Annotated in this window: 20 protein-coding genes; 15 read left to right on the plus strand and 5 right to left on the minus strand. The window is 66.7% G+C overall.

Annotation, left to right across the window (positions count from 1 at the left end):
- Positions 1–13: 13 nt before the first annotated feature.
- A complete protein-coding gene (locus HEQ22_RS01000) occupies positions 14–1,606 on the minus strand; it encodes a hypothetical protein (protein WP_432769343.1) in 1,593 nt (530 codons plus the stop codon).
- On the minus strand, positions 1,603–2,886 hold the full coding sequence (gene nhaA, locus HEQ22_RS01005) for a Na+/H+ antiporter NhaA (protein ID WP_432769344.1): 1,284 nt from the start codon (positions 2,884–2,886) through the stop codon (positions 1,603–1,605). The genes HEQ22_RS01000 and nhaA overlap by 4 nt, the downstream gene beginning before the upstream one ends.
- A 146-nt stretch (positions 2,887–3,032) precedes the next feature.
- Here nhaA and HEQ22_RS01010 point away from each other — a divergent pair, with 146 nt between their 5' ends.
- From HEQ22_RS01010 to HEQ22_RS01030, 5 genes are all read left to right on the plus strand, one after another.
- The gene (locus tag HEQ22_RS01010) at positions 3,033–4,460 is read left to right on the plus strand and encodes a glycosyl transferase family protein (protein WP_432769345.1); all 1,428 of its coding nucleotides are present in this window, start codon (positions 3,033–3,035) and stop codon (positions 4,458–4,460) included.
- 287 nt (positions 4,461–4,747) lie between these two features.
- Positions 4,748–5,584: a hypothetical protein gene (locus tag HEQ22_RS01015; RefSeq protein ID WP_432769346.1), complete on the plus strand. Its 837-nt coding sequence runs from the start codon at positions 4,748–4,750 to the stop codon at positions 5,582–5,584.
- A 104-nt stretch (positions 5,585–5,688) separates the two neighbouring features.
- A complete protein-coding gene (locus HEQ22_RS01020; protein ID WP_432769347.1) occupies positions 5,689–6,597 on the plus strand; it encodes a sulfite exporter TauE/SafE family protein in 909 nt (302 codons plus the stop codon).
- Positions 6,594–7,367 (plus strand): TIGR02186 family protein, encoded by a 774-nt coding sequence (locus HEQ22_RS01025; RefSeq protein ID WP_432769348.1) that lies wholly within the window; start codon positions 6,594–6,596, stop codon positions 7,365–7,367. The genes HEQ22_RS01020 and HEQ22_RS01025 overlap by 4 nt, the downstream gene beginning before the upstream one ends.
- 81 nt (positions 7,368–7,448) lie before the next feature.
- Positions 7,449–9,161, plus strand: a complete 1,713-nt coding sequence (locus HEQ22_RS01030; RefSeq protein WP_432770916.1) for an ATP-binding protein — start codon at positions 7,449–7,451, stop codon at positions 9,159–9,161.
- A 27-nt stretch (positions 9,162–9,188) separates the two neighbouring features.
- On the opposite strand, the gene HEQ22_RS01035 is transcribed toward HEQ22_RS01030, so the two are convergent.
- Together HEQ22_RS01035 and HEQ22_RS01040 are read right to left on the minus strand one after the other, a co-directional pair.
- Positions 9,189–9,575 (minus strand): VOC family protein, encoded by a 387-nt coding sequence (locus tag HEQ22_RS01035; RefSeq protein ID WP_432769349.1) that lies wholly within the window; start codon positions 9,573–9,575, stop codon positions 9,189–9,191.
- Between the two features lie 43 nt (positions 9,576–9,618).
- Complete coding sequence (locus HEQ22_RS01040; RefSeq protein WP_432769350.1) at positions 9,619–10,767, minus strand: cell wall hydrolase; 1,149 nt, start codon at positions 10,765–10,767, stop codon at positions 9,619–9,621.
- A 330-nt stretch (positions 10,768–11,097) separates the two neighbouring features.
- Between HEQ22_RS01040 and rimP the strand changes: the two genes are divergently transcribed.
- From rimP to rbfA, 8 genes are all read left to right on the plus strand, one after another.
- Positions 11,098–11,643 carry a ribosome maturation protein RimP gene (gene rimP / locus HEQ22_RS01045; protein WP_432769351.1) on the plus strand — a complete coding sequence of 182 codons (546 nt, stop codon included), beginning with the start codon at positions 11,098–11,100 and terminating at the stop codon, positions 11,641–11,643.
- The gene (gene nusA, locus HEQ22_RS01050) at positions 11,643–13,265 is read left to right on the plus strand and encodes a transcription termination factor NusA (protein ID WP_432769352.1); all 1,623 of its coding nucleotides are present in this window, start codon (positions 11,643–11,645) and stop codon (positions 13,263–13,265) included. The genes rimP and nusA overlap by 1 nt, the downstream gene beginning before the upstream one ends.
- Entirely contained in the window at positions 13,246–14,016 is a 771-nt protein-coding gene (locus HEQ22_RS01055; protein WP_432769353.1) for a DUF448 domain-containing protein, read from the plus strand. Before nusA ends, HEQ22_RS01055 begins: the two co-directional genes overlap by 20 nt.
- Before the next feature lie 17 nt (positions 14,017–14,033).
- Positions 14,034–16,565 (plus strand): translation initiation factor IF-2, encoded by a 2,532-nt coding sequence (gene infB, locus HEQ22_RS01060; protein ID WP_432769354.1) that lies wholly within the window; start codon positions 14,034–14,036, stop codon positions 16,563–16,565.
- Positions 16,566–16,674: 109 nt separating this feature from the next.
- Positions 16,675–16,926: a type II toxin-antitoxin system RelE family toxin gene (locus HEQ22_RS01065; RefSeq protein ID WP_432769355.1), complete on the plus strand. Its 252-nt coding sequence runs from the start codon at positions 16,675–16,677 to the stop codon at positions 16,924–16,926.
- Positions 16,923–17,297: a helix-turn-helix transcriptional regulator gene (locus HEQ22_RS01070; protein WP_432769356.1), complete on the plus strand. Its 375-nt coding sequence runs from the start codon at positions 16,923–16,925 to the stop codon at positions 17,295–17,297. The genes HEQ22_RS01065 and HEQ22_RS01070 overlap by 4 nt, the downstream gene beginning before the upstream one ends.
- A 7-nt stretch (positions 17,298–17,304) precedes the next feature.
- Positions 17,305–17,862, plus strand: a complete 558-nt coding sequence (locus HEQ22_RS01075; RefSeq protein ID WP_432769357.1) for a DUF1697 domain-containing protein — start codon at positions 17,305–17,307, stop codon at positions 17,860–17,862.
- Positions 17,859–18,251, plus strand: coding sequence for a 30S ribosome-binding factor RbfA (gene rbfA / locus HEQ22_RS01080; protein ID WP_432769358.1), 393 nt, complete (start codon positions 17,859–17,861; stop codon positions 18,249–18,251). The genes HEQ22_RS01075 and rbfA overlap by 4 nt, the downstream gene beginning before the upstream one ends.
- A 111-nt stretch (positions 18,252–18,362) precedes the next feature.
- Here the strand turns inward: rbfA and HEQ22_RS01085 are convergent, their stop codons facing one another.
- On the minus strand, positions 18,363–19,784 hold the full coding sequence (locus HEQ22_RS01085) for a WS/DGAT/MGAT family O-acyltransferase (protein WP_432769359.1): 1,422 nt from the start codon (positions 19,782–19,784) through the stop codon (positions 18,363–18,365).
- Positions 19,785–19,929: 145 nt separating this feature from the next.
- Between HEQ22_RS01085 and HEQ22_RS01090 the strand changes: the two genes are divergently transcribed.
- A complete protein-coding gene (locus tag HEQ22_RS01090) occupies positions 19,930–20,529 on the plus strand; it encodes a thymidine kinase (RefSeq protein ID WP_432769360.1) in 600 nt (199 codons plus the stop codon).
- The gene (locus HEQ22_RS01095; RefSeq protein WP_432770917.1) at positions 20,522–21,064 is read left to right on the plus strand and encodes a GNAT family N-acetyltransferase; all 543 of its coding nucleotides are present in this window, start codon (positions 20,522–20,524) and stop codon (positions 21,062–21,064) included. Before HEQ22_RS01090 ends, HEQ22_RS01095 begins: the two co-directional genes overlap by 8 nt.
- Positions 21,065–21,074: the final 10 nt, after the last annotated feature.

A 21,074-nucleotide genomic window follows, 5' to 3' on the forward strand; every position in this document is an offset into this window, starting at 1 on the left:
CGCAATGGCGCGATCAGGGCGCCAGCAGGTCCGCCGGCAGCGTCGGCTCGCCGAGGATCAGGGCCATACGGCGCCAGATCTCGTCGCGGTCGGGATTGCCGCGTTCTATGAAGGCGCGGACCATCTGTTCGCCGATGCCGTAGTTGATCACATAGCTGCGATACTGGTCGGTAAAGGCGACCGACTGTTCGGCGCGCTGCGGCGACACGAGCAGATATTTCTGGGTCAGCTGGACCGCGGTTGGACGGTCGATCATCCCGTCGAGATATTGCTGCGCGATCGTCAGCCGCGCGCCGGTGAGGACCTTCATCGCGTCGAGCAACTGCCAGTAGCGGTCGTCGGTCGGCGGCGCGATTTCGGCGAGCGGCATCAGCACGTCGCGTTCGGTGTCGGGCCGGGTGCGATCGGGAAAAGCGAGGTCGATGCCATAGTTGGCGGTACCTTCGGCGATCAGGCTTTGGGGGCTGTAGAGCGGATAGACGCTGAATTCGGTCCAGCCGCGCGCCTTCACCAGCTGCTCCTCGATCTTCATGTTGAGCAGGTGATGCCCCGGATAGCCCTCGTGACAGCCGAGGTCGAGCGCGCGCGACAGGCGGATCGGCAGGTCGGTGTTGACCTGGATGATGCTGTGATAGCCGCCCTGGTAATAATTATAGCCGCTCCAGCTCTTGCCGGTCACAAATTGTAGGTCGAAACTCTCGCCTTCGGGCATCGCGATATGCGCCGCAGTGCGGCCGCGGCAGCGCGCGATCGCCGCGTCGAACACGGGTTTCAGGCGCTCCTTGGCGATCGTGAAGCCGTCGAGATACGCCTCGACGCGGGTGGCGAGCGGACCGTCGCCCGGCACCAGCGCATCGATCGCTGCGAGCCCGGCGTCATAGTCGGCCAGCGGCTTGAGCTCGGGGCGGACACCGAACAGCCGCTCGGCCTCTTCGGCAAAGGGAAAGCGCGTCCCCTGCATCATCATCAGCCGCGTTTCGGCAGCGCGCAGCTGCGCGCGCAGGAAGGCGCCGCGCCGCCGCTCGATCGGGTCGGCGAGGTCGGGCGCGGCGGCGTCGAGCTTGGCCATCAGCTGCTGCGCCGCTGCGAGCAGCGCCGCCTTGTCACGCGGCGCCTTGGTCGCGGCGTCGAGCAGGCCGGGCGGGCCGTAATAGGCGTCGATATAGCCTTTTTCGTGCGTGCCGATCTCGAGCGTCAGCAGCACATAGGCGGTCGCGACCGCGCCGACGGTTTGCGACGCGAACATCGCCGCTTCGGCATTCGTCGCGGTCGGCGCCGGCCAAGCCATTGCCGCTCCGGTGGCGGTCGCGGGCGGCGGCGCAGCGCCGGCGGGCGGCGGCAAGGCGGTTGCATCTGGCACCACTTCCAGCCGACGGACATCGACTTCGGGCAGGTCGCGCGCCGCCGTGGTCGCGGTGGGTGGCGGCGAAACGGTGGCCGTTGCGACAGCGGGCGGGGACACCGCGCCGCTGCTAACGGGCGCGCCGCGTTCGCGCGCCTTGCGCTCCTCGACCGCCCGTTTCATTTCGGGGTCGAGCGCGTAGCAGCCCGACAACATCGCGGTCGCGGCCAGCGCGAGCGCGGCGGCTTTCAAGCAGTGGGTCATGCGCCGACCCCGATCGGCTCGGACGTGTCGGTGACGTCGCCGTCGCCGTTGATCTCGGCATGGGTTTCGGCCTCGACCGCGGCATGGTCGGAATCGAGCGGCGCGAAGCGCAGCACGGCAAAGCCGACCAGCGCGGCGACCAGCGACCCCATCAGGATCCCGATCTTCGCCTCCTCGATCAGCAGCGCGTTGCCGGGGAAGGCCAGGCCGCCGATGAACAGGCTCATCGTAAAGCCGATGCCGCAGAGCAGCGATACGCCGTAGATTTGCAGCCAAGTCGCGCCGCGCAGCTTGCCTGCGATACCCCATTTGACGCACAGCCAGACGCTGCCGAAAATGCCGATCTGCTTGCCGAAGAACAATCCGGCGGCGATGCCGAGCGGCAGCGGCGCAAAAATCTGTTCGGCGGTCAGCCCGCCGATATCGACCCCGGCATTGGCAAAGCCGAACAGCGGCACGATGGCAAAGGCGACCCACGGATGCAGCCCATGCTCCAGCCGGTGGAGCGGCGAGGTCGCGCTGTCGGGCGCGCCCGGCGTGGGGTCGAACGGCACCATCATCGCCGCCAGTACCCCGGCGATCGTCGCATGGACCCCCGACAACAGCATCGCATACCAGAGGACCGCGAACAGCAGCAGATAGACCGCCAGATTGCGCACGCCGCCGCGGTTGCAGGCATACATGACGGCCAGGATCGCCGCCGCGGCGCCGAGCGCGATGAGGTTGATTTCGGCGGTGTAGAACAGCGCGATGATCGCGACGGCGCCCATGTCGTCGACGATCGCGACGGTGACGAGGAACAATTTGAGCGACGTCGGCGCGCGCTTGCCGAGCAGCGCTAGGACGCCGATCGCAAATGCGATGTCGGTCGCCGCCGGGATTGCCCAGCCCTGCGCCAGCCCCGGGGTGCTGCCGGCAAAGAGCATATAGAGCGCGGCGGGCACCACCATCCCGGCCGCGGCGGCAATCATCGGCAGCCGCCGCCGGTCCCAACTCGCCAGCCGCCCATCGACGAACTCGCGCTTGATCTCGAGCCCGACGAGCAGGAAGAAGATCGCCATCAGCCCGTCGTTGATCCACAGGTGGACGGTCATCGGGCCAAGCTTGTCGGTGAGCACCGGGCCGGTCATCGCATGGATCGCGTGATGATAATCTTCGCCGAGCGCCGAATTGGCGATCACCATCGCCAGCGCCGCCGCGAAGATCAGCAGCATCCCGCCAGCGCTCTCGCTTTCGAGAAAGTCGCGAAGGGCGGAGCGGGAGGTGGATTTGTTCGGCATCGGGATCGGCAACCTGATTGTCTGAAATGAATATTGCCCTCCTCCTAGCGCGCGGGACGGTGGTCGTCACCCTTTACAAACCCGCCTTTTCGGTTACCCATTGCCCGATTGGCGCCGGAATACCGTGAGGGGGCGGGGCGAGCGGGGTGGAGCTTTCGACCGCATGGCTGGAATGGTTCGTGCTGGGGGCGGGCCGCGAACTGATGCTGTTTGCATCGGTGGGCATCCTGCTGATCGGGCTCGACGATCTGTTCGTCGATGCCCTGTGGTTCGCAACCCGACGCCGCCGCGACGCGCCTGTTGCACCGGCCGGGCCCATCGAGGGCCGCCTTGCCATTTTTGTGCCCGCTTGGCGCGAGGAAGCGGTCCTTGCCGCAACGCTGCGCCGCGCGCTCGCGGCGTGGGATGGCGAAGATTTCCGCCTTTATGTGGGATGTTACCCGAATGACGCGGCAACGCTTTTTTCGGTGTCGCCGCTGGTGGCGCGGGATCCGCGGCTGCGGCTGGTTATCGGCGCTGAGGATGGGCCGACGACCCAGGGCGACAATCTCAACCGGCTGTGGCAGGCGCTCGGCGACGACGAGCGCGCCGAGGGCCAGCGCTTTGCCGCGATCGTCCTCCACGATGCCGAGGATCATGTTCATCCCGGCGAACTCGCGCTGTATCGCCGCCATCTTGCCGATCATGCGATGGTGCAGATTCCGGTCGTGCCCATCCTGCGGCGCGGGGCGGCGTGGATTGGCGGCCATTATGGCGACGAATTCGCCGAGGCGCATGGCAAGGAACTCGCGCTGCGGTCGCGGCTCGGCGTGGCCATGCCGTCGGCCGGCGTCGGCTGCGCGCTGACCCGCAACGCGCTCGCCCTTCTGGCGATCGAGCGCGGCGGCGATCCGTTTCGCGCCGACAGCCTGACCGAAGATTATGAGGTCGGGATGCTGATCGGGGCCTATGGCCTCCAGTCTCGCTTTGTCGACACGCGAACCGTGGAGGGCGAACGCATCGTGTCGCGCGGGGCGTTCCCCGGCGCGTTCGAGGCCGCCATCCGGCAGAAATCGCGCTGGATTGCCGGGATTGCCCTTGCCGGCTGGGACCATCTCGGCTGGCCGGGCAGGCGACCGGGCGCCGCGCCTGAGGCGCGTGCGGGCGAACGCTGGGTCGCCCGCTGGATGCTTTGGCGCGACCGCCGCGCCCCGCTCGCCGCACTCGTTCTGCTGGCGGCCTATGTAGGCCTAGTTTTCCAGCTGCTTGCTTTGGCGGGGCAAACGATGCTGGGTTGGCCGACACCGGCCGTCGGCGAGGCGACGCGTTTCCTGCTCGCCGTCGATGCATCGCTCCTGGTTTGGCGGCTTGGGATGCGGATGCACTTCACGGCGCGCTGGTACGGGCCGGGGCAAGCCTTGCTCGCAATGCCGCGCGCCTTTGTCGCCAACGTAATCGCGATCCTGGCTGCCTATCGGGCAGTGATCCTCTATTGTCGGATGCTGCGGTCGGGCGAGGTGGTGTGGGAAAAGACCGACCATCCCGACGAAGCGGCGCTGCCGGGCGTACCCGCGCTGCGGGCGGTGAAACGTTGAAATCCCGCCCCGTCGCCGGTGCACCAGCGTTGCGTTTTCTGTTGGTGTGCGTCGGCGGCTGGACCGTGCTGCGGGTCGCAGCCACATGGAATCCGGCGTTCCCGATAATTCCGGACCCCGTGCCGCCGCCGCAGTGGGCCGCGCCGTCGCCCTTTGTCTCGCCCACTCCTACGGTGACAAAAGTGGCAGAGTTGACATCATCATGGCGGTGGCGTGTCACGTCTTCGCTATTACCGGCAGCGGTGCAGGTCCGCCCTGTCGATGCCGTTCTGTCGACAAGTGCGCCGTTGGCCCCCGCCACGGCCCGCAGCAGCGACCGCCACGACCCTCGCTTCGCAATGGTGGCGCGGCAGCTACCCGAGCCGACGGGCGGGGTCGCGCGCAGCGCGATGCCGCGGCAGGGAAGCGATTGGCGGCATAGTTCGTTCGCGGCGAGCGCCGAGCCGGCGATTGGGCAGCCCTTCTGGATCCAGCGTCCGCTCGCGGGTTGGTCGCTTGGCGGCTGGGTCTATGTGCGCGGCGGGGCGCGGACCGCGCCCGCGGGAATAGCGGCTGCGAGTCAGCTCGGCGGCAGCCAGGCGGGGCTGCGTCTCGCCCATGGCTTCGGGGCTTCGGGGCGCACCCGCGGTTATGCGCGCGCGACCGTCGCGCTCGACAGCCTGCGTCAGCGCGAGCTGGCCTTCGGTGTCGCTTATGCCCCGATCGCGCGCCTGCCGCTCGATATCGCGATCGAGCAGCGCGTCGCGCTTGGCGGCGAGGGGCGCACCGCGCTCGCGGCGACGGTGAGCGGCGGCGTCAGCGACGTGGCCCTGCCTGGCGGGTTTCGGCTCGACGCTTATGGGCAGGCCGGTGTGGTCGGTGCGCGACAGCGTGACGGCTTTGCCGATGGCGCGGTCGTGATCGATCGGCGGGTCGGGCGGGGCGAAACGTCGCTCCGCGTCGGCGCGCTCGCCGCCGGCGCCGCGCAGCCGGGGGCGGCGCGGGTCGACGTCGGCCCGCGCGTCACGCTGCGGTTGCCCGACATCGGGCAGGGCAGCCGGATCGCGCTCGACTGGCGTCAGCGGGTAGCGGGCGATGCCGAACCCGAAAGCGGCCTGGCGCTCACACTCGCGGCCGACTTCTGAAATTCGGCGATCGACGGCGACTGCCGATTCCCCGCCCCGCAAAAATCGTCTAGGGTCGGCGCGATCGGTCCCGTTCCGGGGCCGCAGACGTACAATCGGGGCTCATGGACCTTTACCTTCCTGTCGCCAATCTCTCGGTCAATGCCCTGGTCATCGTCCTGCTCGGCGGCGGGGTGGGCTTCCTGTCGGGGATGTTCGGGGTCGGCGGCGGTTTCCTCACCACGCCGCTGCTGATCTTTTACGGCATCCCGCCGACGGTTGCGGCGGCGTCGGCGGCGACGCAGGTGACCGGCGCCAGCGTGTCGGGGGTGATGGCGCATCTTGAGCGCGACGGGGTCGACCTGCGGATGGGCGCAGTGCTGGTCGCCGGGGGCTTGGTCGGGTCGCTGATCGGCGCTGGCCTGTTCGAACTGCTCACCGCATGGGGCCAGATCGATACGACGATCAACATCCTGTACGTCGCGCTGCTGGGATCGGTGGGCGCATTGATGGCGCGCGAGGCGTGGGGCGCGCTCAGCGCCGGCCGCGCCGGGCTTCCGGCCCCGGCGCGCAAGCGGCGGCATCACCCGATGGTCGCCAACCTGCCGCTGCGCTGGCGCTTCTATCGCTCGGGGCTCTATATTTCGCCGCTCGCACCGCTGCTGCTCGGCGTCGTTGTCGGGGTGCTGACGATGCTGCTCGGGGTCGGTGGCGGGTTCATCATGGTGCCGGCGATGCTGTACCTGCTCGGCATGGGCACGCAGGTCGTCGTCGGCACGTCATTGTTCCAGATCCTGTTCGTGACGATCGCGACGACGATGGTCCACGCGATGACCACGGGCGCGGTCGATATCGTCCTCGCCGGGCTCCTCCTGCTCGGCAGTGTCACCGGCGCGCAGTTCGGGGCGCGGTTTGCGCAAAAGGCGCGGCCCGAATATCTGCGGCTCGCGCTGGCGGTGATCGTGCTCGCGGTGGCGTTGCAGATGGCGGTGGGGCTTTTCATCCGCCCCGACGAAATCTTCACGGTGCAATGACGCGGTTCGCCGCCCTTGGCCTCGCGTGCGCGGCGCTGTTGCTGCCCTTCGGCCCGGCGCGCGCGGCCGACCCGCGGCTGGTGCCCGACGTGTCGAGCCGCGCGATCGACATCCAGTACAGCTTCACCGGCGAGGAACTGCTGCTGTTCGGCGCCATCCTCTACCCCGGCCAGCGCCTGCCCGACGACCGCGCCGACATCGTCGTGGTCCTGAAAGGGCCGGTGCGCCCGATCGTGCTGCGCGAGAAACAGCGGGTGGCAGGGATATGGGTCAACGCCAGCAGCATCCGGCTGCGGACGTCGCCGGGATTTTACGCGATCGGATCGTCGCGGCCGATCGACAAGCTGGTTGACGAACGCACGGCGGCGATCTTCGAACTCGGGCTTGCCAATTTGTCGATGTCGCCGACCGGCTTTTCGGAAGCGAAAAAGCTCGAACGCTTCGAGGCGGGGCTGATCGATCTCTATCGCCGGCTCGGCCTCTTCTACGAGAACCCCGCCGCGGTCGAGATCAGCGAAGGCGTCCTCTACCGCGCGCGCATCCCGGTGCCGGCGCGCGTTCCGGTCGGCACCTACCGCGCCGAAACCTTTCTGATCAGTCGCGGCCGCGTGCTCGCGGTCGCCTCGCGCGACGTCCAGATCCGCAAGGCGGGCTTCGAACGCTTCGTGGCGCTCGCCGCGCAGCACCATGGCTTTCTGTACGGCCTGTCGGCGGTGTTGCTGTCGCTGGTCCTCGGTTATGGCGCATCGGCGATCTTCCGCCGCCGCTGAGCGCTCGCGCGGCATCATAAGCGCTTTGTTTACCCTCATCTGCGATACCGGCGCCGGGACTATGACAGGCGGGGCTATTTGATGGATATCCAGGGCGGCGCTTTCAACGCCGGCGATTCGACGGCGGCACAGCACGTCCGGCTTGCCGGCGGCGGAACCGTTGCCCCGGTCGCGCCGGTCACGACGCATCACCGCGACGAATTGTTGATCGGCGAAGTCATCGAGATTTCAGGGTCGGCATCGCGGATTCTGCTCGATGCGACGGCGATCGGCCGTTTGTCGGGATCGACCGACGCCGCGGTCGCGATGGCGGGCCAGGTCGGCGCACAGGTCAAGGTCCGCGTCGGCCATGTCTGGCTGCTCGGCAGCATTCGCGACCAGCAATTGCACGAGCGCGGCGAAGGGCTGATCGTCGCGACGATCGACTTCCTCGGCGAGGGCGATGAGGAAAAGATCACCGGGCGCATCCACAATTTCCGCCGCGGCGTCACTCGCTACCCGATCCCCGGCAGCCAGGTCTATGCCGCCACCGGTCACGATCTGAAGCAGATTTATGCCGCCGACGAGCGCGCGCATGTCGAGATCGGCACCGTCTATCCGACCAAGGATATTCGCGGCTCGCTGTATGTCGACGCGATGCTCGGCAAGCATTTCGCGCTGCTCGGTTCGACCGGCACCGGCAAGTCGACCAGCGCGGCGCTGATCCTCCACAAGATCTGCGAACTCGCGCCGCAGGGCCATATCGTGATGATCGACCCGCACGGCGAATATTCGGCGGCGTTCAAGGGCACCGGCGCGCTGTTCGACGTCGACAATCTGGCGATGCCCTATTGGCTGATGAACTTCGAGGAGCATTGCGAGGTCTTCGTCACTGCCGAGGGACGCGACCGACAGGCCGACTGCGACGTGCTCGCCCGTTGCCTGCTCCAGGCGCGCGGCAAGAACCGCCTTGCCGAGGGGATGAGCAAGATCACGGTCGATTCGCCGATTCCCTATCTGCTGTCCGACCTGCTCAACATCCTGACCAACGAGATGGGCAAGCTCGACAAGGCGACCTCGTCGGCCCCGTTCATGCGGATCAAGGGCAAGATCGAGGAAATGCGTGCCGACCCGCGGTATAATTTCATGTTCTCGGGCATGCTCGTTGCCGACACGATGGCGAATTTCCTCGGCAAGATTTTCCGCCTGCCGTCGGACGGCCGGCCGATCTCGATCATCGACGTGTCGGGGGTGCCGTCGGATATCACTGGCGTCGTCGTCGCGGTGCTGTCGCGCCTGACCTTCGATTATGCAATCTGGTCGCGCGGCGAGCCGCAGCGGCCGATCCTGCTCGTGTGCGAGGAAGCGCATCGCTATATTCCGGCCAAGGACACCGGCCAGGGGCAGGCGGTGCGCAAGATTCTCGAACGGATCGCCAAGGAAGGCCGTAAATACGGCGTGTCGCTGGGCCTGATCACCCAGCGCCCGTCGGATCTGGCCGAAGGGGTGCTGTCGCAGTGCGGCACGATCATCTCGATGCGCCTCAACAACGAGCGCGACCAGCATTTCGTGAAGGCGGCGATGCCCGAAGGCGCGCGCGGTTTCATCGATTCGATCCCGGCGCTGCGCAACCGCGAATGCATCGTCTGCGGCGAGGGCGTGTCGATCCCGATGCGCATCTATCTCGACACGCTCGAAGAGGACAAGCGTCCGGCGTCGAGCGATCCGCTCTTCTCGAAACTGTGGCGCGAAGCCGGCGGCGAGGGCGAAATCCTGGAGCGCGTCGTCAAGCGCTGGCGCAGCCAGGGGCGTTGATGTTTTCCGCGTCAGCGGACAAAAGGATCACCCCGCCGGCGGTTCCCACAGCTCGATCGGATTGCCTTCGGGGTCGTGGACGCGTGCGAAGCGTCCGGTCGCGGGGTCGTCCCACTCGGCCTTGGTGATCACCGCGTCGCCCGCGGCGCGAAAGGGCGCGAGCACGGCGTCGAGGTCGTCGACGCGCAGATTGATCATAAATTGCCGCTCGGCGGGGAAATAGTCGGTGTCGGCCTTGAACGGCGCAAACACCACCGGCCCCGCGGCCACCGCCCAGCTCCACTGGTCGACCGGCCCCGTATCGTCGGCGTTGCAGCCGGCCCCGATCCCCAGGCGCTCGCGATACCAGGCACTCAGCGCGTCGGGGTCGCGCGCCCGGAAAAACAGCCCGCCGATGCCTTTGACATGTCCCATGCTATCCTCCCCGCGATGAGCGGGGCAGGCTAGCCCGATACGGTCAGCGTTTCCACTCTCCGCTGCCCTTGAACTCTTCGCGGATCTGCCCCGACTGGTTGAGCCGCGGGTCGGTATAGGTTTGCGCCGTCGCCGCAGCGGGCGCAGCGGGGGTGCCGATGCCGCGGTCCTGCGCCGCCATCGCGCTCGGGATCGGCGCGGGCGCGACGTTGGGCAGCGGTTCAACCGTGCCGCTGCCTTCGGGAAGCAGGCCCGCCGCCGCCGCGCCGCCGCCGCGCAGGATCGCGATCTGCTGTGCGACCGGCAGATAGGGACCGGGCACCGGTTCGCGGCCCAGATAGGGCGCACGAAACGCGTCGGGCATGCCCCAGCGGCCGCGCCAGCGGTGAAAGATATGCGCGCCGACGATGTTGGTCATCACCAGGCTCTTGCCCCAGCGCGGCCAGATCGCCTGCGTATGATAATGCGTCGCCAGCCCGACCTTGGGGAAGACGTAGCCGCCGAGCGCTGCCGAGGCGACGCGGCTTGCGCGCAGCCAGTTAGGTTTGCTCGGCGCACGCGCCATCGCGCCGTCGCAGCTGAAGGTGAACTGGCACACGCCGGCGCGCTGCGATCCCTGGAAGACCACCCCGCACACGGTGTTGGGGAAGCTGGGATGGCGGACGCGGTTGAGCACCGTCTGGGCAACGCCGCGCATCCCGTCGTCGGTTTCCGACGCGGCTTCGTAGTAGATGGCGGAGGTCAGGCAATAATGCGCCCGCTCGCGGTCGAGCGCGGTCACGCCGCGAAAGGCATAGCTTTTGGCGGGCGGGCCGACGAAGGCCTCGTCGCGCAGCAGCGCCGGATCGGCGGGGGGCAGCGCCGCCGCGTCGGCGAAACCGATCGCGCGCGGGTCGGGCAGCGTCGGGTCGATCGCAAGCGCTGCCTCATAATCCTCGGCATTCATGATCGCCCAGCGCGCGGGATCATAGGCGCGGAAGGTCAGTGGGACGCTGACGCTATAGGGGCCGAAGACCGCGGGCGCGCGCAGCCGCCCGCTTTGCAGCAGGAAGGCGAGGCACGCGACAGCTATCACCGCCGCAATCGCGGCCCAGAAGGCGCGCCCCGGCCCCGCCGGTTTCGGCGGCCGCGGGTCGCGCCACGTGGCGCGGGCAGGCGCGGCGTGGGCAGACAGGGCGAGTTCGGGCTTCATGTGCGCGTCGAGATTCCATGCCCGCCCCGTGCGACTGATTCGCGCGGGAATGGCTCGCGACACTCTATGCGCCGAAACGCCAACAAAATGTTTCGCCGGCTGCAGGTTGTGCCGCAGCGGGACAGCGGCGCTGGGTGGCCGTCGAATGGACAGACGCCGATCGTTCGATCTGCCAGCCGCCACCGCGCCATTCTCCTCTTGCCCATATTCGCCGCACCACCTATATGCGGCTCACTTCTTGACATGGTCAGCCAGTTGGGACGTCGGGGCCGCGGGCCGCGGCGGCTATTCCTGCATGGTTTTCCGGTCGCCCGATCTTGAAAGACTGACTTGGCCGATCTCGACACCCTGAATGCGATCATCGCGCCCGAAGCCGAGGCGATGGGTCTCGCGCTGGTGCGCGTCGCCTTCTTTGGCGGGGAAAGCGATCCGACCTTGCAGGTGATGGCCGAGCGTCCCGAGACGCGGCAGCTGACGATCGAGGATTGCGCAGACCTGTCGCGCCGCATTTCGGCCCAGCTCGACGCGCTTGAAGAAGCGGGCAAGGATCCGATCGACCAGGCGTACCGGCTGGAAGTGTCGTCGCCCGGCATCGACCGGCCGCTGACCCGCCGCGCCGACTTTGCCGACTGGGCAGGGCACGAGGCGAAGGTCGCGCTGAAGGAAAAGCTGAACGGCCGTCAGCGCTTCAACGGGCTCCTGGTCGGGATCGACGGCGATACTGTCACGATTTTGGACAAGGAAGAGGTGGAGCACAAATTGCCGTTCGACGCGATCGATACGGCCAAGCTGGTGCTCACCGACAAATTGATTGCTGCAACCGTCCCGCTTTCAGCCGAAGGCGCCGACGAACTGGAAGAAGAAGGACAGGACTGATGGCCACTGCCATTTCCGCCAACCGCGCCGAACTGCTGGCGATTGCCAACAGCGTCGCCAGCGAAAAGATGATCGACAAGACGATCGTCATCGAAGCGATCGAGGAAGCGATCCAGCGCGCCGCGCGCGCGCGCTATGGCGCCGAAAACGACATCCGTGCCAAGCTCGACGTCCAGACCGGCGACCTGCGCCTGTGGCGCGTCGTCGAAGTGGTCGAAACGGTCGAGGATTATTTCAAGCAGGTCGATCTGGCCGCCGGCCAGAAATTGCAGCAGGACGCCAAGGTCGGCGACTTCATCGTCGATCCGCTGCCCGCGGTCGACCTCGGCCGCATCGACGCCCAGTCGGCCAAGCAGGTGATCTTCCAGAAGGTCCGTGAAGCCGACCGCGAGCGACAGTATGAAGAGTTCAAGGACCGCGCCGGCGAAATCATCACCGGGGTCGTGAAGTCGGTCGAGTTCGGCCACATCGTCGTCAACCTCGGCCGCGCCGAGGGCGTGATCCGCCGCGATCAGCAGATCCCGCGCGAACTGATGCGGGTCGGCGACCGTGTCCGCGCGCTGATCCTGTCGGTGCGCAGCGAAACCCGCGGCCCGCAGATTTTCCTGTCGCGCGCGCACCCCGACTTCATGAAAAAGCTGTTCGCGCAGGAAGTGCCCGAAATCTACGACGGCATCATCGAGATCAAGGCCGCCGCCCGCGACCCGGGCTCGCGCGCCAAGATCGGCGTCATCAGCTATGACGGCAGCATCGATCCCGTCGGTGCCTGCGTCGGCATGAAGGGCAGCCGCGTCCAGGCGGTCGTCCAGGAAATGCAGGGTGAAAAGATCGACATCATCCCCTGGTCCGAAGACACTGCGACCTTCGTCGTCAACGCGCTCCAGCCGGCAACGGTCCAGCGCGTCGTCATCGACGAAGATGACAGCCGTATCGAAGTCGTCGTTCCCGACGACCAGCTGTCGCTCGCCATCGGTCGCCGCGGCCAGAATGTCCGTCTCGCCAGCCAGCTCACCGGCAGCCAGATCGACATCATGACCGAGGCCGACGCCAGCGAAAAGCGCCAGCGCGAATTCGTCGAGCGCTCGACGATGTTCCAGGAAGAGCTCGACGTCGACGAAACGCTCGCGCAGCTGCTCGTCGCCGAAGGCTTCAGCGAACTCGAAGAAGTCGCCTATGTCGGGATCGAGGAACTGGCCGGCATCGAAGGCTTTGACGAGGAACTGGCCGAGGAACTGCAGAGCCGCGCGCTCGAAGGTCTCGAACGCCGCGAAGAGGCGGCCCGCGCCGAACGCCGCGAGCTTGGCGTCGAGGACGATCTGGCCGAAATTCCGCACCTGACCGAAGCGATGCTCGTCGTGCTCGGCAAGGCCGGGATCAAGACGCTCGACGATCTCGCCGATCTTGCGACCGACGAATTGATCGCCAAGAAGCGGCAGGACAACCGCCGCGGCCCGGCGCGCGAGCGCACCGAGGACAAGGGCGGCGTGCTCGGCGAATATGGCCTGTCGGAAGAGCAGGGCAACGAGATCATCATGGCGGCGCGCGCGCACTGGTTCGACGACGAACCGGCGGAAGCTGCTCTCCAAACCGGGGAGGCCGCTGATGCGGACCCCGCACAATGATCAGCTGAGCGAACCCGACCGCGCTGGACGGCGCGGCCAGCATGTGCCCGAGCGGCGCTGCGTCATAACCGGCGAGGTTTCGCCGGCGGAGCGGCTCGTGCGCCTCGCGCTCGGCCCCGACGGCGGCATCGCGCCCGACGTGCTCGGCAAGGCGCCGGGGCGCGGCGCGTGGATCGGCGTCAACCGCGCCGACCTCGACGCCGCGCGCGCCAGGGGCAAGCTGAAAGGCGGGCTGGCACGCGCGCTTCAGGACGGCGATTTCACCATTCCCGACGATCTGGGCGCGCGCATCGAGGCGCAATTGCAGCGCGCGACGCTCGACCGGCTCGGGCTCGAATCGCGCTCGGGGACGCTGATCAGCGGCAACGACAAGATCGAACAGGCGGCGCGTCGCGGGCAGGTCCGCCTGCTCCTCCACGCGAGCGATGCCGGCGAGGACGGGCGCAAGAAACTGGCGCAGGCATGGCGTGTCGGCCAGGATGACGAAGGCTCAGGCCGCGAGGGGCTGGTCTTGCCGGTGGACCGAAGCACCCTATCTATGGCATTGGGGCGCGAGAATGCGGTGCATCTGGCGATCCTCGATGCCCGCGCCGCGGACCGGGTGCTGGCGCATTTGAGCCGCTGGCAGTTTTTCACCGGATGGAGTAGGGACGCGGCCAACCGCGTTTCCGCGAAGGATTCCCGCCCAGCGGGACCAGGGGAGATGTCCACCGACCCAGACGTGCTGGGGCCGGATGCGGACGCGATTTGAAGGAATGATGGTTTTCGATGAGTGACGAACAGGACAAACCGACCCTTACCCGCAAGCCCCTGGGGCTGAAGCGGACGGTCGAGGCCGGACAGGTACAGCAGCAATTCAGCCACGGCCGCCGCAATACGGTGGTGGTCGAGGTGAAGCGTCGCCGTGTGCTCGGCCGTCCGGGCGAAGCCGCCCCCGCGCCCGAAGCCGAAGAGGTCAAGGCCGCGCCGGCTCCCGCCCCGGCTCCGGCGCCCGCTCCTGCGCCGAAGCCCGTCGCGCCGCGTGCGAGCGAGAACGACAGCCTGATGTCGCGTCAGGAGCGCCAGGCGCAGCTGCTGCGCGAGGCCGAAGAATCGCGCATGAACGCGCTCGAGGAAACGCGCCGCCGCGAAGAGGCCGCGCGCGCGCGCGCTGCCGACGAGCAAAAGGCCCGCACCGAGGCACGCGAAGAAGAACAGTCGGCCCCGCCGGCGCCCGAAGCTGCGCCCGCCGCAGACGCGGCCGAAGCCGCCCCGACGGCGGCGAGCGAAGAGCCCGCCGCGGCCCCGGCATCGCGCCCGGCGAGTGTCGCCCCCGCGCCGCGCCGTTTCACGCCGGTCGAGGCGCCCAAGCGTCCCGAACCCAAGCGCCCCGAACCGAAGGCGCCTCGCGGCGGCGACAGCCGCCGCCAGTCGGGCAAGCTGACCGTCACGCGCGCGCTCAACGAGGATGAGGGCGCCCGCGCCCGCAGCCTCGCGGCGCTCAAGCGCGCCCGCGAAAAGGAAAAGCGCTCGCACATCTCGTCGAGCGGCCCGCGCGAGAAGCAGGTCCGCGAAGTCGTCGTTCCCGACAGCATTACCGTCCAGGACCTCGCCAACCGCATGGCCGAAAAGGGCAGCGACCTGGTAAAGGCATTGTTCAAGATGGGCATGCCGGTCACGATCAACCAGACGATCGACCAGGACACCGCCGAGCTGCTCGTCACCGAGTTCGGGCACGAGATCAAGCGCGTGAGCGACGCCGACGTCGATATTCGCCACGACGAGGACGTCGACGACGCCGCGCACCTGAAATCGCGCGCGCCGGTGGTCACGATCATGGGCCATGTCGATCACGGCAAGACCAGCCTGCTCGACGCGCTGCGCGGCGCCAATGTCGTGGCGGGCGAGGCCGGCGGCATCACTCAGCATATCGGCGCCTATCAGGTGAAGACCCCCGACGGGTCGCTCGTCACCTTCCTCGACACGCCGGGCCACGAAGCCTTTACCGAAATGCGCCAGCGCGGCGCCAACGTCACCGACATCGTCATCCTGGTGGTTGCGGCCGACGACGGCTTGAAGCCGCAGTCGATCGAGGCGATCGCCCATGCCAAGGCCGCCGGCGTCCCGATCATCGTCGCGATCAACAAGGTCGACAAGGAAGGCGCCAATCCGCAGCGCGTCCGCGAACGCCTGCTCGAACATGAGCTGGTGGTCGAGGAAATGGGCGGCGACGTGCAGAATATCGAAGTGTCGGCGCTCAAGAAGACCGGCCTCGACAAGCTGCTCGACGCGATCGCGGTGCAGGCCGAGATCATGGAGCTGAAGGCCAATCCCGACCGCAATGCCGAAGGCACGGTGGTCGAGGCGAAGCTCGACAAGGGCCGCGGTCCGGTCGCGACGATCCTCGTCCGCCGCGGCACGCTGAAGGTCGGCGACATCTTCGTCTGCGGCGCCGAAAGCGGCCGCGTCCGCGCGCTGATCAACGATCAGGGCGAGCAGATCAAGGAAGCCGGTCCGTCGCTGCCGGTCGAGGTGCTCGGCCTCGGCGGGGTGCCGATGGCGGGCGATACGCTGACCGTCGTCGAGAATGAAGCGCGCGCGCGCGAAGTCGCCGCCTATCGCCAGAGCGAGGCGCTCAAAAAGCGCACCGTCCAGGCGCCGGTCAGCCTCGAGGGGATGTTCGAGGCGCTCGCCGACAAGGCGAGCGTCATCCAGTTCCCGGTCGTCATCAAGGGCGATGTGCAGGGATCGGTCGAAGCGATCGTCAATGCGCTCAACAAGCTGTCAACCGACGAGATCCGCGTCCGCGTGCTCCAGTCGGGCGCCGGCGCGATCACCGAGAGCGACGTGACGCTGGCGGCGGCGACCAATGCGCCGATCATCGGCTTCAACGTCCGCCCGAACCCGAAGGCGCGCGAGATCGCGAAGCGTGAAAAAGTGCGCTTCATGTATCACGACGTGATCTATCACCTGACCGACGAAATCCGGAAGGAAATGGCGGGCGAGCTGGGTCCGGAGCGGATCGAGACTGTCGTCGGCCGCGCCGAGGTCAAGGATGTCTTCCCGGCCGGCAAGCGCGACAAGGCCGCTGGCCTGCTCGTGCTCGAAGGCGTTATCCGCAAGGGGCTCCACGCGCGCCTCACGCGCGAGGACGTCATCGTCTCGGCCACGACGATCGCGTCGCTGCGCCGCTTCAAGGACGACGTCGCCGAAGTGCGCGCCGGTCTGGAATGCGGGGTCGTGCTGTCGGATACCAACGACATCAAGGCAGGCGACAACCTCGAAGTCTTCGAAGTCGAATTGCGCGAACGGACGCTTTGATCCAAATTTGTCGCCGACAGCTAGCGGAACGGATATGATCAGCGCAAGGCATGTAAGCTTATTGCTTACATGCCTTGCGCGATTCGCCGTTTTGATTTAACTGCAATAGATGGATATCCGCTACTCGAAAGCCGCGCAGCAGGCGTTGGTTCGATCAAACAAGCGGCGAGTTCTTTTGGACAAGATTGCGTTGTTGGCTTCAAATCCGGCAGCGCTCGAAAACAATGTAACGCGGCTCAAAGGGCGGCCAGAGAGCCGATTGAGAGTCCAGGACTGGCGAGTCATCTTTGTGATCGAGGATGACATATTGATGGTTCGGGAGATTGCGCCGCGCTCGTCGGCATATGAGGATGAGACATGACGGTTCAATTTATCGAAATCGCCGGCCAAAAAATGGTCATTCTGCCCGAAGCGGAATATCGGAGCCTTGCCGATCAGGCTGAAGAGCGTGCGGACGTTGAGGCGGCCGAACGTGCGGAAGCGCGTCGTGTTGCTGGCGAGGAATATGTTCCGGCATCGCTCGTCGAACGGTTGGTGAACGGCGAGGCGGGATTGCTGGTCTGGCGCGAATATCGTGATCTGTCGCAGCAGGCGCTTGGTGACAAAGTCGGCCTATCCAAGATGACCATTTCCAGTCTCGAAAGAGGCAAGCGCGACACGAGCGCCAAAAACTGGCGTGCGCTCGCCGACGCCCTGTCGGTCGATGTCGACGACATCATGCCGTTCGACTGAGGCGCGCATGGCGCGCTATGTGGCTTTGTTCGGCAGCATCAACGTCGGCGGCAACCGGCTGACGATGGCCGATTTGCGCGCGGCGTTCGAGGCTGAGGGCTTTGCTGATGTCGAGACCGTCGTCGCCAGCGGCAACGTCATCTTTTCGCACCCCGCGCGGCCGACGCGCGGGCTGGAGGAGAAGCTGACGCTGATGGTCGACGACCGCTTCGACATGACGTGCGCGGCGCTGGTGCGCAGCCGCGACGAACTCGCCGCGGCGATTGCCGACAACCCGTTTGCGGGGACCAACGAGGACCGGTTCGTCCACACCATGTTCCTCGACGGCCAGCCGACGCCGGCGCAGTTCGACGCGCTGGCAGCCGACAAGTGGATCAAACCCAACGAACGGCTCGCGCTCGGCGACCGGGCGCTTTATATCGATTATGGCGACGGCGTCGCCGACAGCAAATTGACCGGGCGGCTGATCGAGCGGCACCTGGCGCACAAGGGCACGGCGCGGAACATGCGCTCGATCGCGCGCATCGTGGCGAAACTCGACGAACTGGAAAAGGGTGCGGGATGAAAGCGGTAGAGAGCAAAGGCCCGTCGGTTCGCGTGCTGCGCGTCGGCGAGCAGGTGCGCCACATCCTGTCCGAAATTCTCGCGCGCGGCGACGTCCATGACGATCTGCTGACCAAGCAGCCGGTGAGCATCACCGAAGTGCGGATGTCGCCGGACCTCCGCCACGCGACGGTGTTCGTCAAACCCTTGCTCGGCAAGGACGAGGACAAAGTGCTGAAAGCGCTGCGCACCAACACCGCGTGGCTGCAAAAGAGCGTCGCCGAAAAGATGAGCATGAAATATGCCGCGAAGCTGAAATTCCTGAGCGACGAAAGCTTCGACGAGGCGAGCCATATCGAGAAATTGCTGCGCGACCCGAAGGTGGCGCGGGATTTGGAGGGCGAGGGCTGACCCCTGTTCCCGTTCGTGTCGAGCGAAGTCGAGACACCCATCGACGTAAAATAAGCCCGAGGGGCATCTCGACTTCGCTCGATGCGAACGGGTTTCGGAGGCGCTCTAGGGCTACTTCCCCTTCTTGATCCCCGCCGCCCTTTCCAGTTCGACCAGCGCTTCCTCCAGATAGTCGATCATCCTTTGCGCATGCGGGACGCTGCGGCGGCAGGCGGTGATGCCGAAATCGATGTTCTTGAAGTTCGACACCTGGGTGATGTTCATCGCCATGCCGTCGACCGGGATACTCGCGGGATACATGCCGTCGAGGCGCGCGCCGTTCCAGTACATCTGCTCGCGCGGGCCGGGCACGTTCGATATCGTCACCGAATAAGCGGGGAATTTGTCGGCAGTGCGCGTCAACGCGGTCAGCATCATCGGGAAGCTGGTGATCGCGGTATACAGCTGGATCTGCGCCGCGGTCATGTCGCGGAGCTGCGCCTTTGCCGAATTCATCGATTCCTGGATCGCCGCCATCCGCGCCGCCGGGTCGTCGATATGAGTCGCGAGGTTCGCCGTGACCGACGCAACCGAATTACCCGAATCGACGTCGTCCTTGGGACGGATCGACACCGGAGCCATCGCTTTCAACGGTTTGTCGGGCAGCTCGTTCAGCGATTGCAGATATTTACGCATCGCCCCCGCGCACATGCCGAGCACTGCGTCATTGATCGTCCCGTTATAAGCCTTGCCCATCGCGCGCACGCGTTCGAGCGACCAGCTTTGCGCAACGAAGCGCCGCGCGCCGGTGATGTTGCGGTTGAAGCTGGTGCGCGGCACCCCGGCGAAGGGGGTGGTCAGCCCGTCGCCGCCGATGCCGAACATCGCCGCGAGATACTGGTTCAGCGCCTTGGTCACCCCGACGCTGTTGCCCCATTGCTCCTTCAGGAAATCGCCGATCGCCTTGATATCGGTCAGGTTCGGGCGCGGGGGTTTGCGGGCCGCCGGGAACTGGCGCTTGTACGCCTCATAGGCTTCGACCGAGAGCGGCGAATAGCTGCGCCGTTCGTTCGGGTCGGGCGAAAACATCGAATTGTAGAAATGGATGCTCGCGGCGCCGTCCATCAGCGCGTGGTGGACCTTTTTGAAGGTCGCGATCTGGCGATTGGGCAGGCCGGAAATCAGCGTGATTTCCCACAACGGCCGGGTGCGGTCGAGCAGGCTGGAATGGAGCCGTGAGGCGAGTTCGAACATCTCGCGATAGCGCCCCGGCTTGGGCAGCGCGGCGGCGCGGACATGGTAATGCATGTCGATATCGCGGTCGGGTTCGAGCCGGATCGGGCCATATTGGCCGAAGGGCGTCAGCTTCAGCACTTCGCTGAACGGCCGCCGCAGCCCTTCTGACTGACGCAACAGCGTCAGTTGTTCGTTCAGCCACTCGGTTTCGTCGACCCCCTCGGGCAGGGTGTAGAGGTTGATACCGCCGATATGCATCGGCATCTCGCGGCTCTCGCTCACCAGGAACATCGCATCGCTGATCGGCATCAGGCGCATCGGCAGCTCTCCCCACTGTATCTGCTGCATATTTGTGACGCAGCATGACAGGGGGGCGGGGGGAGTCAAGCGGCGCCCACCGGCGGTCGTTGCCGCCGATGCGATGCGGGGTGACGCCGCGGCGTTGGCGCGGTATCGCCGCGGCATGGCCAAGCTCTACTTTTATTATGCCAGCATGAACGCCGGCAAGTCGACCACGCTGTTGCAAGCGGATTTCAACTATCGCGAGCGCGGGATGGAAACGATGCTGTGGACCGCGGCACTCGACGATCGGTACGGCGCGGGGCAGGTGACGAGCCGGATCGGACTGATCGCCGAGGCGCACAAGTTCGATCCCGACAGCGACCTGTGGGCGGCGGTGGGTGCCGAACATCGCCAGCGCCCGCTCGCCTGCGTGCTCGTCGACGAAGCGCAGTTCCTGACCCGCGCGCAGGTGCTCGATCTCGCACGGCTCGCCGACGAAACGGACATTCCGGTGCTCTGCTATGGTCTGCGTACCGATTTTGCTGCGAACCTCTTCCCCGGCTCGGCAGCGCTGCTCGGCCTCGCCGATGCGCTCGTCGAGTTGAAGGCGGTGTGCGAATGCGGGCGCAAGGCGACGATGAACCTGCGCGTCGATGAAAGCGGCCGCGCGGTCGTCGAGGGCGCGCAGACCGAGATCGGCGGCAACGACCGTTATGTCGCGATGTGCCGGCGCCATTTCATGGCCAAGCGGCGCGAGGCGGCGGCGCATGCCGATGCTTGACCGGCTCTATGTCGCGCTCGCCGACGGCGATCTGAGCCTCGCGCCGCTGGTCGAGGCGCACCGCGCCGCGCTCGGCGGCGCCTGCGCCGCCGATCCCGCCATCTGGCCGATCTATTCGTCGAGCTTCGATCCGGCGCATTTCGACCGCAGTTTCGACGCGCTGCTCGGCCACGCCAGCCGCATGCCCTATGCGATCTTCGCCGGCGAGCGACTCGTCGGGATGACCGCGTGGCTGCGCGCCGATGTGTCGGCCGAAACGGTCGAGATCGGCAACAGCTATATCCACCCTGATGCGCGCGGCACCGGCCTCAACGGCCGGCTGAAACGCCTGATGATCGACCACGCCTTCGCAGTCGGCATCCGCCGCATCGAGTTCCGGATCGACGAGCGCAACGCGCGCAGCCAGGCCGCGGTCGCCAAGCTCGGGGCGGTGAAAGAGGGGGTGCTGCGCGCCGAGCGGATCACCTGGACCGGGCATGTCCGCGATACCGGGCTGTGGTCGTTGCTGGCGGAAGATTGGGCGGTGCGGCGCTGACCTGTGCCAC

The sequence above is a fragment of the Sphingopyxis sp. genome, assembly GCF_050916055.1.
GTDB lineage: Bacteria > Pseudomonadota > Alphaproteobacteria > Sphingomonadales > Sphingomonadaceae > Sphingopyxis.

Excerpts from the sequence above, each read along its gene's own strand:
- HEQ22_RS01020 (WP_432769347.1), top strand. The coding sequence starts at position 5,689 with ATGGACCTTTACCTTCCTGTCGCCAATCTCTCGGTCAATGCCCTGGTC.
- HEQ22_RS01065 (WP_432769355.1), top strand. The coding sequence starts at position 16,675 with ATGGATATCCGCTACTCGAAAGCCGCGCAGCAGGCGTTGGTTCGATCA.
- HEQ22_RS01040 (WP_432769350.1), bottom strand. The coding sequence starts at position 10,767 with ATGAAGCCCGAACTCGCCCTGTCTGCCCACGCCGCGCCTGCCCGCGCC.
- nusA (WP_432769352.1), top strand. The coding sequence starts at position 11,643 with ATGGCCACTGCCATTTCCGCCAACCGCGCCGAACTGCTGGCGATTGCC.
- HEQ22_RS01030 (WP_432770916.1), top strand. The coding sequence starts at position 7,449 with ATGGATATCCAGGGCGGCGCTTTCAACGCCGGCGATTCGACGGCGGCA.
- HEQ22_RS01055 (WP_432769353.1), top strand. The coding sequence starts at position 13,246 with ATGCGGACCCCGCACAATGATCAGCTGAGCGAACCCGACCGCGCTGGA.
- rbfA (WP_432769358.1), top strand. The coding sequence starts at position 17,859 with ATGAAAGCGGTAGAGAGCAAAGGCCCGTCGGTTCGCGTGCTGCGCGTC.
- HEQ22_RS01070 (WP_432769356.1), top strand. The coding sequence starts at position 16,923 with ATGACGGTTCAATTTATCGAAATCGCCGGCCAAAAAATGGTCATTCTG.
- nhaA (WP_432769344.1), bottom strand. The coding sequence starts at position 2,886 with ATGCCGAACAAATCCACCTCCCGCTCCGCCCTTCGCGACTTTCTCGAA.
- HEQ22_RS01085 (WP_432769359.1), bottom strand. The coding sequence starts at position 19,784 with ATGCGCCTGATGCCGATCAGCGATGCGATGTTCCTGGTGAGCGAGAGC.
- HEQ22_RS01075 (WP_432769357.1), top strand. The coding sequence starts at position 17,305 with ATGGCGCGCTATGTGGCTTTGTTCGGCAGCATCAACGTCGGCGGCAAC.
- HEQ22_RS01090 (WP_432769360.1), top strand. The coding sequence starts at position 19,930 with ATGGCCAAGCTCTACTTTTATTATGCCAGCATGAACGCCGGCAAGTCG.
- HEQ22_RS01035 (WP_432769349.1), bottom strand. The coding sequence starts at position 9,575 with ATGGGACATGTCAAAGGCATCGGCGGGCTGTTTTTCCGGGCGCGCGAC.
- infB (WP_432769354.1), top strand. The coding sequence starts at position 14,034 with ATGAGTGACGAACAGGACAAACCGACCCTTACCCGCAAGCCCCTGGGG.
- HEQ22_RS01000 (WP_432769343.1), bottom strand. The coding sequence starts at position 1,606 with ATGACCCACTGCTTGAAAGCCGCCGCGCTCGCGCTGGCCGCGACCGCG.
- HEQ22_RS01095 (WP_432770917.1), top strand. The coding sequence starts at position 20,522 with ATGCTTGACCGGCTCTATGTCGCGCTCGCCGACGGCGATCTGAGCCTC.
- HEQ22_RS01025 (WP_432769348.1), top strand. The coding sequence starts at position 6,594 with ATGACGCGGTTCGCCGCCCTTGGCCTCGCGTGCGCGGCGCTGTTGCTG.